This is a genomic window from Pseudoruegeria sp. SK021 (assembly GCF_002119405.1).
Taxonomy (GTDB): Bacteria; Pseudomonadota; Alphaproteobacteria; order Rhodobacterales; family Rhodobacteraceae; genus Meridianimarinicoccus.
Map to the genome: position 1 here is coordinate 1 of NZ_MTBG01000058.1, position 10,846 is coordinate 10,846.

The window sequence follows — 10,846 nt, forward strand, 5'->3', positions numbered from 1 at the left end:
GGTACGGTTCCAGCTTGCCACGCCCCGGCGGACATCCCTGGGGTGCAGGCGAGGCGTGCCCTGTCGTCCTGACCTGCCGCGCCCAACGCGCGCCCGTCGCGGGCGAAAGTTTCAGACGCAAAGCCGCTGCACGTCCGCTTAACCCTTCTTCAATGTAACTCTTAAACCGCGCCCGAAGCGCAGATGGCAAAGGTGCTGACATGATCCGTCCTCCAAAATACGATGAATCACAAACACGACCCTATTGAAACCACCGATTCAGGGTTTTCCAGAAACGCTCTAAGGAATTTCCGAATCTATATTTGACGTCTTTTGCATCGCGATAGGGTTGGCTGAGGGACGCACGAACGGCAGCCTCGCAGACTAGGTCAGAATTGAATGATGTGAAAATTCTGTTTTCTCGGATTTTCGGATACGATTAAGTCAAAGGTTCCTGACGTTCCACAGTGGGCTATCATCACAAACGGCGTACCAGACCGGGTCGTCATCGATAAAAGCGGTGCCAATCTCGCTGGCCTGCAGCGCATCAACGTTATCCTGAAATCCACCGGCACCGGAAAGATAAGTAAAGCCCTGCAGGTCAAAGACCCCAACACCATCGTCGAGCACGATCATCGGTTCATCAAGCGAGAAACCGGCCCCTTGCAAGGGTTCAAAGCGTTCCATTCTGCGGCCGCCACGATCGCTGGAATCGAGACGGCTCACATGATCTGGAAGGAACAATTCGGCTCCAACGGCCTCACCGGAACGCCGCAGTTTGCGGCGCTCGCAGCGTAAGTGCGTCCGGGGTACGGCCGCTATCGGGCTGGCTAAAAGATTGCGACACTACCCATCCGTCACCTCGAACAAGACTGAATAGAAATCCCAATCGACTCGGATCAAAGGAAAACCGCTTTAACTGGCCACCCTAGAACCGTATGACTGCCGTCACGTCGAAAGATCGTCCTGGTTCATTGAACGGGATCACTGATGCGTAGTCCCCACCATAAGACGCCCGATCAGCATAGTCTTCATCAAACAGGTTGGTGACTTCGAAGCGAAGGGTCAGCGCATCCCAGTTTTGCGGTACATATTCGGCGAAAATGTTAACATTGGTGTAGCCGTCAATTTCGATATCATCCTCGGCCTCGGTTTGCGATGCGTTGTCATAGTCCAGCGCCGCCTGAACCGACCCCCCAACCAGCATGTTCCAAGCCGGAATGTTGTGCTGAACTTCCAGCGCAATAACTTGTCCAAGTGGAGCGCCGAAATCCAGAACATCATAGCTGGTGGCCGTCTCCCCATCCACTTTCGCGTTCGTGTCAGAATACGTCATGCGTGCGAAGCTTCCAAAGCCCCAACCAAAGCCGCCACTGAGATTGTAGCCTTCGCTTTCAAAGTTGAAGTTTCCGGTCGCTGAGCGTGCATTTTTTATCTCTGTCTTGAATATTTCCGCACCCAAGGTCAGCGCGCCGTTTGACCATGTAAGGCCAGCCACAGCATTTTCCGCCCGAGATGCCTCCAACTCATCATACGTCCAACTCGGCAGATAGATGTAGTTATCCTCGATATCGATGCCGCCAAATACATTCGAATAACCCGCATTCACGGTGAAGCCCGGCAAAAAATCATAGGCAACCGAGACGTTTCCGCTGAGGCCTTCATTATCGGTTGTGTAATTCCCGATTCCGTCAAATTCCTGCCAATCCGCCCGGAGGCCCGCAGACAGACGCAAGGTGTCAATGGGAGACAGACGTGCTTGTGCGAACACGCCGACATCACGAGACTTCTCCTCGTATTTTTCGCCGGGCCCTTCGTACCTGCCTAGGCTGTTCTGAAAATCGACGCCGACAACGATCGTGTCGACGGTGTTGAAGTGGAACGTATTCTTTGCCGTCCCGGAAACTGTGTTGCTGGTGCCTTCGCTTTCATAGGGATCGGGGACATCCACCAAGCTTTCCGAAAAGCCGATATTCAGATAGGGGTCCCACAGTCCATAGGCGAGGGTGTTTTCGTAGGTCAGGCCATATGTCGTCCGGGTGGTGTCGTAGCGGCGAGTCTCCAGATCCTGGCCGACAATCCCGCCGAAATTCGCCCGGTATTGGCGCTGAGAATCATCCGTAAGTTGCATTCCGGTAAATTCGAGCCGATGACCTTCCAAAGTTTCGACCGCAGCTTTTGCCAAATAGCTGCTGAGATCGGCCGCAGACCCGTCGATCGTTTCACCACCACCGGTTTTATAATCGCTTCCGTCTGCACGCTTGGCATAAAGCAGCCCCTCGACGGGCCCCTCGCGGCCGGCCATGGTAATTGCGGTCTGTGTCGTGTTCCCGTTGCTTGAAAAGCCAAAGCGCAGGTTCCCGCCAAAGTTATCCCCATCCTGCAAAATGTCGCCCGCATCGATCGTCTCAAAGAGCACTGCGCCCGCCAAGGCGAAGGCACCCGCATCAGCGCCCGCGACACCTGCGTCAACACGCACCGCCTTAAGCAGGCCAGGATCGATTGCGTTTGCAGTTACGTGATGAAAAGCGCGGTTGTTCTGGGTGATGCCATCGATCGTGACCCCAAGGCTCAACATGTCGACGCCATTGACGTACATTTTTTGACCCACTGGAATACCCCCGCCGACAGACACGGATGCTATTCCGGCAAAGACATCCTGAAGATCGCCAAGGCGCGCACTTTCAAGTTCCGCGTCCGCCACATAGATCGAACTTTCCCGATCGGCCGCGGCACCGTTGGGATCTTCCAACTGAACATCAATCGGATCAAGGGAGAACGGCTGTTCCTGCGCGTAAGCCCATGAGACCGGCAGAAGTGCGGTACAAGAGAGAAGGTGAATCAGTGTTTTTTTCGCTGTCTGCGCCATGTCGAACCTAATGAGTTTATGGGGATTGGCTCGGGCATGACCGTGGCTGACGCTGGACTAAGATAAATATTGGTGACATGCAATCATTGTAAACTATTTCTATCAGGTATTATGGCTTGGTCACATAAACGAACGTGGCTGATGGGGCGCGATGGCGATAATGATCACGCGTTTCTTGCGGCCACTGTCCAAACGGTAGTGATGGAATGGACATCCCCTGATCTGTCCCTGTTAGGGGTTGAGGATTGAACCCATCAGGAGGCTATCACTACCGTGCAGATTTGCATCTCGCCCACAGCGGTGCCATCAGCTGCGAAGCTGCCGATCCCGACACGGGGCGGCGCGGCATCCTCGGCCACCGGCACTGCAGAGGCGATGGAACTTCCGAAATGGTCGCCGTGGCTGTTAAGGGACAAGCCGCGGCTTGGGAACTCGACCCGCTCATTGTCGGACTGAACGGCGATGACGAGGGCTTCGGATGCCGCCGGGTACAGTTTGGCAGGGCCTGCCACATCAAAGTTCCAGCGTTGTTCAGGATCATCGAGGTCGATAGCTGTGGTCGTGGGCGACGTATGGTCTGCCACGAAGAGACGCCAAGCGGTGGCTTCGTCGTCCGCCCACGCGGGGGCGGCGATTGCCGCGACGGCGCCGAGCACGGCGCTGGAGAATCCGGGCTTGTTCACATTCTTTCCTTTCGATGTGGTCAATGGTCAGCAGAATAGGGACTGGAAGAGCGGTCGCGCGCGAGCGTCCTGCGCTCGGCACGGTCAAGGCGCGCGATTGCCTCGGCCTCGGCTTCGCCCTTTGCCCGCGCATCAAGCCAGATGCGGCGGCACGAGGTCGGCGACCATGGCAAGGAAGCCTCGGCCAGCCAGCGGCGCAGCACTGGCGGCAGGGAGTCATAGGCCGTCATCGGATCAACGGCCCGGCGACGCCGCTTCAGCGACGTCGCACCAAGATTGCGCGTCATGCCACAGCGTCCGGATCAAAGATTGGATCAAGCACGAAAACCAGCCGCGTCTCGCCGGTACCGTCAGCGGCCATGGCGGCAGGTGCCTTGGTCGCGAGCCACGCTTGGAATTCGGGGGCCCTGATCGCCACACAGCCTCCGGGCCTGTCGCAGACGGCGATGCCCGGGGGTGTGACCGCGATGTGCGAGGTTTGCAGGGTCATGCAGGTTGCGCCCGCCGCCAATTAGGAAACGGATCGGAAAGGTCCGGCAATGCGTCCACGGTGGTTGCCAATTCTTCGGGCAACAGGGCAGCATCCAGCCGGGCCTTCAGTGCGTCCCAGTGGATGCCGGTCCCGATGAATACAATTTCCTGCCGGCGGTCGCCCCACGGCTCCTGCCAGTGTGCGGCAAGATAGGCCTTGCCGCTCTCATTGTCGGGCCAACGCTCACGCGGGACTGTGGCCCACCAGTTTCCCAGCGGTTTGACCGAAGACAGGGCGCCTGCCAGACTAAACTCCGCGACCCAGTCAGGGCGCGTTGCCGTCCAAAAGTGCCCCTTGGCCCGGATCACGCCCGGAAGATCGCTGGTCAGAACCTTATGAATGGCCTCCGGTACGAAGGGCCGCCGCGCGCGGTAGACATAAGAGGCGACGCCGTATTCTTCGGTCTCAGGCACATGGTCGGCGAAGCCATAAAGCTCCTTCGCCCACATTGGATGCTCGTGCGCTCTGTCAAAATCGAAAAGTCCGGTGTCAAGGATCGCCTCGGCGGGCACGTCCGAATGCGACGTCTCTATGATGCGGGCATCGGCATTCAGACTGCGAATGATTTTCCGCGCGGCATCGACTTGGTCCAGCGTTGCGTCCGCGACCTTGTTGAGGACGACGACATCTGCGAACTCGATCTGCTCGACCAGCAGGTCCACCAGCGTTCGCTCGTCCCCCTCGCCCGCCCTATCGCCCCGGTCGCGCAAGAAATCGTGGCTGGAATAGTCCCCCATCAGGTTCACCGCATCCACGACTGTCACCATTGTGTCGAGGCGGGCGACGTCCGACAGGCTTTGACCGTCCGCATCGCGAAAGTCGAATGTGGCGGCGACGGGAAGCGGCTCGGAAATACCGGTCGACTCGATCAAAAGTGTGTCGAACCGACCCTCCGCGGCAAGACGGCGGACCTCCACCAACAGATCATCGCGCAGCGTGCAGCAGATGCAGCCATTCGACATTTCCACCAATGTTTCCTCGGTGCGGCTGAGGTCGGTTTCGGCCCGCACGAGGTCAGCATCAATGTTGACCTCGGACATATCGTTGACGATCACGGCCACCCGGCGGCCATCACGGTTGTTCAACACGCGGTTCATCAATGTGGTCTTCCCGGCACCCAGAAAGCCAGAGAGGACCGTGACGGGCAGTTTTTGGTGTTTCATTTAGGTTCCTCAGAATGGAAGAGCGTCGGTTGATTTCGGAGCAAACGCGCGCAACAAGTCGAGACTGCGCACAAGTTCAGGGCGGGTCATGTCGCGGGCGATCACGACGATGCGGGACCGTCGGTCGCCGCCTGGCCAATCCCGCATGGGCAACGGCGGATCGAACACATGTTGCACGCCGTGAAAGACGAAGGGCATGGCAAGCCCTTCGATAAACACGATGCCCTTCACGCGCAGGATGTTTGGCCCGCGCAATGCGATCAGAGTGTCAAGCCAGAGGTCGAAGGCGACCCCGGGAATAGGTTTGTCCAGAATGACGGAGGCGGACCCGATCCGCGCGTCATGGGCCGACAATGTCGGGCCTATGGGGGATCGGGTCGGAACCATGCCTGACAGATTTGCGAATGCGTCGACCGAGAGAGCGGGTTCTTGGGGGGTCAGCCACCTCATTGTCTGCTCCGGCGTCGCAGCAGGCCGCAGGCCGCTCAGGTCCCACAGGGCGTCAACCGGAAGGTGCCCCCGGTTTGCGTGCAGGATGCGTGCCGTTGGATTCAGCGCACCCAGACGCGCCTCGAACACCTTTGCCGTCGCTGCCGGGACGAGATCGGTCTTGCTGAGCACCAGCAGATCCGCCATCGCAACCTGCGATACCGCCTCGAACTGCCGGTCGAGCGTATCCGGCCCCATGGCGGCGTCCGCGACAGTCACGACACCATCCATGCGCATGTTGCGTGCAAGATAAGGATCGACCAGCAGGGTTTGCAGGATCGGGCCGGGGTCGGCCAGACCCGACGTTTCGATGATCACACGCTCGAAATCGATCAGCCCAGCTTGCCTGCGGTCGATCAGGTCGGCCATCGTGCGTGTCAAATCGCCCCGAACAGAACAGCACAGGCAACCCGATTGCATCAAGACGATTTCTTCATCCCCCACCTCAATTAAATCATGATCCAGGCCAGCGTCACCGAACTCGTTCACAATGACGGCGACCCTGGGTCCAGTTGTCGCCCGCAAAAACGTGTTGAGAAGCGTCGTTTTTCCTGCGCCGAGAAAGCCTGTCAGCAAAGTGACAGGCAGGCGGGTATCGGTTGATGAAACGGGACTTCCCATTGCGGCGTCGATTCCAATCATTGGATAGTTGTTATGTTATGACATAACATTAGTACCGTAAGAATGACAAGTCCGAGATGGAACAAGGTGGCTGGCTGTATCGACCCAGCGAATTCCGCTCAGGATAGGTCGCTGATCTGGATGCCGCCACCGGGCATCGCCAAGATGTTTCCTCAAGCTTTCACAGTTGGAGTGAACGGCAAATCACGCCGCCATTTCGGCGGTGTAATCGGACTAGAGGCTGAACGCATCAGCTCAAGCGTGACGGTATGATGTTGCGGGAAGTCTGTAGCAATGCGGGGGGACGATCACGTTGACTTGGTCGTGCGCCGTTAGAAACCTTTAGGCCTGTCGCTGAGCCCGAACCGGCCGACTATCTGTCCTCGCTTGCGGGTCGGTCTTTCCCTTTCTGCGTGTTTGCACAAGTATATCGAGGACGGCGAAAACGCGTGCCACCTCCCATGGGTCTTGCGACGCATCTGGACGACGACCTCATCCAGATGCCACGTGTCGGTGGGGTGATGACGATCGCGCTGGATGCAAATCGCTTTATGCCGACCAGATCGATTGGCCGACAAACGGACAGGTTCCCAGCAGGCACTCACGCCCCGCGTAGCCACAATCCGTGGCGCGGACAGGATGCGGCTGTGCATTACGGCAAATGCGCCTGTTGAGTGGCGACATGCCGGGCAAACTGAACCGCCACCCGCCCGGATCGGGCACCGCGTTGTCGCGCCCAATTATCCGCCTCGAGGGCAAGCTCTTCTTCATCCATGCTGCTCGCCAGCTCACCCAGATGGCCTTTCACCATTGCCATGTAGTCGTCTGCAGATGCGTTGTAGAAGCCGAGGCTAAGCCCGAACCGGTCGGCAAGCGACACCTTTTCCTCAACGGCCTCGCTGGCATGGATCGCAGTTGAGCGTTCGTTCTCAATCATGTCACGGCGGAGCAGATGGCGTCGGTTGGACGTGACGGCAAGAAGGATGTTTTTCGGGCAGCCACGAATGCCGCCGTCCAGAATGGCCTTCAAGCTCTTGTACCCGGCGTCGCCTTCATCAAACGAAAGGTCATCGCAGAAGAGCAGGAAACAACGATCTATGGTGGCTAGCTGCTGCAGAAGCTTGCCCAAGGTGCCGATATGCTCCCGGGGGACCTCTACCAAGGCAAGCCGGCCTCGTGCCTCTTTTGTCAACTGAGCGTGGACCGCTTTGGTGAGCGAGCTTTTCCCGGTCCCGCGTGCCCCCCATAGCAGCATGTGGTTGGCCTGAACGCCCGCAATGAACCCGCGCAAGTTCGAAAGCACCGCCTCTTTCTGCGGCTCGATGCCCACCAGAGCGGACAGCGGGACATGATCGATTTCAGGGACGGGATCGAGGCTGCCTTCTGCTCCATCCCAAGCATATCCAGGAAACGTCAGAAGGTCCGCATGCTCCAAAGGCTTGGGGGCAATCCGATCAAGTGCATCGGCGATGCGCAGAAGGATCGAGAGGTGATCATGTGGTTGGGACGCAGGAATTTGGTCGGCCCACGCAGCCGACTGCTTTGAAATTGGCATGGTATTGCTCCGGTCATCCGCGAACAGACAACAGTTATGTTGAAGAGGAGAAAGAGCGTTCGTCACCGCATGCGCCTAGTCCGGCGGGTTTTTACCCGCTATTGGCGCGTTGGTTGACGTTAACGCCTACGGCCGACTGGATCGGCGGTTGATCTCTTAGAGCCGTTTTCGAAATTGGTCAAGCAACCGATTGACAGAGCTGGAAAAAAGCTCCGGATTGACGACGAAAATTGCCAACATATTATCTTCGTGCGGCACTAAGGGCCAACCGGTATCGAGGTGAATGACGGCTACCGGCTCGTCAGATCGATCACGGCGCCGGGGTCACCGGCCCCCCCCTTCTGCATCTTATCAGCGGCGCAGGCGGCCCCCAGTCCCGTCGTTGATCGTGACGCGGGACGCCGCGATGCGGGGCACCAATCTTGCCGTTCGGACAGGGTGCAGCATTCTTTCAGCCGAACAGCGGCGGCACGGAAAAATGACGGTTCAATCTCTTCTTGTGCGTCCCAAAAGGGATCTGTAATTTTGCCATTATTCTCAGGGCGGGGCGGAATTCCCCACCGGCGGTAAGCAGCACCAGTTGCAAGCCCGCGAGCGCCTTCTTCAAAGAAGGGTCCAGCAGATCAGGTTTAAATCCTGAGCCGACGGTTAAAGTCCGGATGAAAGAGAATGTGCATGCGGCTCGCATCTTGCGATGCCGCACGCGCGTGATCGCCTTGGGTGAAGTGTCGCGACAAAGGAGATCATGATGACACCCACCCGATACGCCTTTATCAAAGCCAACTGGCATTCAGAAATTGTTGATCAGGCATTGATCGGTTTCAAGGAAGTAATCCCAGCCGATCAGATAGACGTCTTCGATGTTCCGGGGGCGTTTGAGATGCCGCTGCTTGCACGCAGGCTGGCCCGAACCGGAAAGTATCATGCGGTCGCAGCCGCAGCTCTTGTCGTGGATGGTGGGATTTACCGGCACGATTTTGTCGCTCAATCCGTTGTGAACGGTTTGATGCAGGCGAGTTTGGAAACGGATACTCCCATTCTTTCAATCTCACTGACGCCGCACAATTTTCAGGAAACTAAGCATCACGTGAACATCTACCGTGAACATTTCATTTTGAAAGGGCGTGAAGCCGGTGACGCGGCCTTGCGGGTCAAAACTATGTTGGAAACTATCGCAGCCTAGGATGTCCTATGAAGGCATCGCCAAGTTGGTGTTTCAAGCTTTTAAGGTTGGAGTGATCGGCCGATCACGCCGCCATGTCGGCAGTGTAATCGGCCAAGAGGCTGAACGCGTCGCCACGGGGCTGGCGGTACGATGTTGCGGTGAGTCTGTAACGGCGAAGACGGAAGATCAGGTTGATCGGGTCGCCTGCGGACAGAAATCTGTGGGCCTGTCGGTGAGACTTGAACTGGCCGAATATCTTCTCTCGCTTCCGGGTGGTCCTGTGCGAGCCTTCGATGGCGTTATTCAATCCCTCATGGGCGCGGTGATCAGGGTCCGGCGCCAGGGGTTTGATCGGCTCAATGTAGCTGCGCAGTTTGTCGGTGATCACGGTCCTCGGCGCACCGAACTGGGTGATCAACCTTTGGAGAAACCGCTATGCTGCCTTCGCGTTTCGTCGCGTTTGCACGAGAATGTCTAGGACGCGAAATCCGCCAGACCATGCGCTGCAATCTTGTTTCGCGCTGGCTGCCCCGCTCCATTACGCTGCGGTCGATCATTGTGGCTTTGCTCTGTGCTTTGGTGTTCGCTCTGCCGCTTTCGCTGGTCCTGCCATCGATCGGAGACGGCATGCTGACGCCCGCGGACGCGATATTACTCAAGGCACTCATAACTATTGTCTTCAGTCTGATCATCGTGCCGCTCGTCGTCTACGCCACGATCCACGACGCCGAACGCGCGGATTAATTTACACTTGCGCGGTAAGCTCGGGAAATCGAACAAGCCAAAAATTGCTCCGATATGGCGACGCTTTCAGGACCGCAGCCGAAAAGACCGGATACGAACGGCCGAATTGTCCGCTCTGCCGTAGTTCGATCTACGAAAACTCTACAAAATGCATGAATCGCCGGTCTGGTGAAGCTGCAACGCGGCATCTGATCGGAAGGCCAATGTCCGCTCAGCGCCGTACCTGCTTCATTCGCCGGCAAACACCGAGATCATCCTGGCAGGGTAACGACAATCGCCCCACGATCCGTCGCGACAACCGTATGTTCAAACTGGACGACAGGCGCAGCCGGCTCGCTGTAAAGCGTCCACCCATCCTCTCCATCAGTTGCCCAGAGGCCGCCTTTGGACAGGAATGGTTCGACGGTCAACACCAGCCCTTTGTTGATCCGCCGCTTATCCCCGCGCGTGGGCCAGGTTGCGATCTCATCAGGATATTCGTGGAGCGATCGACCCACACCGTGACTCGCCAGATTCTGAATCAGAGTATAGCCGCGATCCGCCGCGAACTTTCCGACGGCTTTGCCAATGCCGGAGATTGGCCTGTTACTGCCGACCTGATTGATGCCAATTTCCATGGCACGTTTGCCATCCTTGCATAGGCGTTCCAGCGACGGCTTCACCGTTCCAACCCGAAATGTCGCGCCGTTGTCAGCGAAAAAGCCATTCTTCGACGCAGATACGTCAATATTGACCAGATCTCCGGCAACGATGACACGCTCGCCGGGAATGCCATGAGCGATTTCCTCGTTTACGCTAATGCAAGTCGCGCCGGGAAAGTCGTACACTGACTGAGGAGCCGACACCGCCCCCTCAAGATCCAACAACGCGCGGCCAATCTCGTCGAGTTCGCGCGTGGTGATGCCAGGCTCGATCGACTTAAAGCGTCCCGCCTTTAACCTGCGACATATCCGGCAGCCGTGAAGTAGTTCCAGCATTCGTCGGTTGAGTATAGGTCGCAAATGTCGGCGATTGCGTCGAACATGTCCGTGAATGTGCGCGCGCCG

Annotated in this window: 10 protein-coding genes, 3 pseudogenes and 1 riboswitch; of the genes and pseudogenes, 3 read left to right on the forward strand and 10 right to left on the reverse strand. The window is 57.6% G+C overall.

The window, feature by feature from the left end:
* Positions 1–202: pseudogene (locus BV911_RS19850) on the reverse strand (transposase); the annotation flags it as partial.
* Positions 203–450: 248 nt separating this feature from the next.
* On the opposite strand from BV911_RS19850, the pseudogene BV911_RS17665 reads away from it, so the two are divergent.
* Positions 451–777: pseudogene (locus tag BV911_RS17665) on the forward strand (DDE-type integrase/transposase/recombinase); the annotation flags it as partial.
* A 130-nt stretch (positions 778–907) separates the two neighbouring features.
* Here the strand turns inward: BV911_RS17665 and BV911_RS17670 are convergent.
* The 7 genes from BV911_RS17670 to BV911_RS17700 all read right to left on the reverse strand — a co-directional run bounded on the left by BV911_RS17670 (position 908) and on the right by BV911_RS17700 (position 7,957).
* Positions 908–2,848, reverse strand: coding sequence for a TonB-dependent receptor domain-containing protein (locus tag BV911_RS17670; RefSeq protein ID WP_086054898.1), 1,941 nt, complete (start codon positions 2,846–2,848; stop codon positions 908–910).
* A 254-nt stretch (positions 2,849–3,102) separates the two neighbouring features.
* Positions 3,103–3,531, reverse strand: coding sequence for a hypothetical protein (locus tag BV911_RS17675; RefSeq protein ID WP_205963896.1), 429 nt, complete (start codon positions 3,529–3,531; stop codon positions 3,103–3,105).
* Between the two features lie 20 nt (positions 3,532–3,551).
* Positions 3,552–3,818 (reverse strand): DUF6525 family protein, encoded by a 267-nt coding sequence (locus BV911_RS17680; RefSeq protein ID WP_086054899.1) that lies wholly within the window; start codon positions 3,816–3,818, stop codon positions 3,552–3,554.
* Entirely contained in the window at positions 3,815–4,021 is a 207-nt protein-coding gene (locus BV911_RS17685) for a hypothetical protein (RefSeq protein ID WP_086054900.1), read from the reverse strand. The genes BV911_RS17680 and BV911_RS17685 overlap by 4 nt, the downstream gene beginning before the upstream one ends.
* On the reverse strand, positions 4,018–5,226 hold the full coding sequence (locus tag BV911_RS17690; RefSeq protein ID WP_086054901.1) for a GTP-binding protein: 1,209 nt from the start codon (positions 5,224–5,226) through the stop codon (positions 4,018–4,020). Before BV911_RS17690 ends, BV911_RS17685 begins: the two co-directional genes overlap by 4 nt.
* Before the next feature lie 9 nt (positions 5,227–5,235).
* Positions 5,236–6,357 (reverse strand): GTP-binding protein, encoded by a 1,122-nt coding sequence (locus tag BV911_RS17695; RefSeq protein WP_371588335.1) that lies wholly within the window; start codon positions 6,355–6,357, stop codon positions 5,236–5,238.
* A 631-nt stretch (positions 6,358–6,988) separates the two neighbouring features.
* Positions 6,989–7,957, reverse strand: a complete 969-nt coding sequence (locus BV911_RS17700) for an ATP-binding protein (RefSeq protein WP_240512348.1) — start codon at positions 7,955–7,957, stop codon at positions 6,989–6,991.
* 463 nt (positions 7,958–8,420) lie between these two features.
* Positions 8,421–8,566: riboswitch (FMN riboswitch) on the forward strand.
* 73 nt (positions 8,567–8,639) lie between these two features.
* On the opposite strand from BV911_RS17700, the gene BV911_RS17705 reads away from it, so the two are divergent.
* Positions 8,640–9,074, forward strand: a complete 435-nt coding sequence (locus BV911_RS17705; RefSeq protein ID WP_086054903.1) for a 6,7-dimethyl-8-ribityllumazine synthase — start codon at positions 8,640–8,642, stop codon at positions 9,072–9,074.
* A gap of 64 nt (positions 9,075–9,138) precedes the next feature.
* Here BV911_RS17705 and BV911_RS17710 read toward each other — a convergent pair.
* Positions 9,139–9,534, reverse strand: a pseudogene (locus BV911_RS17710) (DDE-type integrase/transposase/recombinase); the annotation flags it as partial.
* On the opposite strand from BV911_RS17710, the gene BV911_RS17715 reads away from it, so the two are divergent.
* The gene (locus tag BV911_RS17715; protein WP_168184130.1) at positions 9,492–9,800 is read left to right on the forward strand and encodes a hypothetical protein; all 309 of its coding nucleotides are present in this window, start codon (positions 9,492–9,494) and stop codon (positions 9,798–9,800) included. The pseudogene BV911_RS17710 and the gene BV911_RS17715 overlap by 43 nt on opposite strands.
* 251 nt (positions 9,801–10,051) lie before the next feature.
* On the opposite strand, the gene map is transcribed toward BV911_RS17715, so the two are convergent.
* Positions 10,052–10,846 (reverse strand): type I methionyl aminopeptidase (gene map / locus BV911_RS17720; protein WP_256388277.1); only part of this gene is annotated, 795 nt, incomplete at its 5' end.

Excerpts from the sequence above, each read along its gene's own strand:
- BV911_RS17705 (WP_086054903.1), top strand. The coding sequence starts at position 8,640 with ATGACACCCACCCGATACGCCTTTATCAAAGCCAACTGGCATTCAGAA.
- BV911_RS17690 (WP_086054901.1), bottom strand. The coding sequence starts at position 5,226 with ATGAAACACCAAAAACTGCCCGTCACGGTCCTCTCTGGCTTTCTGGGT.
- BV911_RS17685 (WP_086054900.1), bottom strand. The coding sequence starts at position 4,021 with ATGACCCTGCAAACCTCGCACATCGCGGTCACACCCCCGGGCATCGCC.
- BV911_RS17680 (WP_086054899.1), bottom strand. The coding sequence starts at position 3,818 with ATGACGCGCAATCTTGGTGCGACGTCGCTGAAGCGGCGTCGCCGGGCC.
- BV911_RS17695 (WP_371588335.1), bottom strand. The coding sequence starts at position 6,357 with ATGATTGGAATCGACGCCGCAATGGGAAGTCCCGTTTCATCAACCGAT.
- BV911_RS17715 (WP_168184130.1), top strand. The coding sequence starts at position 9,492 with ATGCTGCCTTCGCGTTTCGTCGCGTTTGCACGAGAATGTCTAGGACGC.
- BV911_RS17670 (WP_086054898.1), bottom strand. The coding sequence starts at position 2,848 with ATGGCGCAGACAGCGAAAAAAACACTGATTCACCTTCTCTCTTGTACC.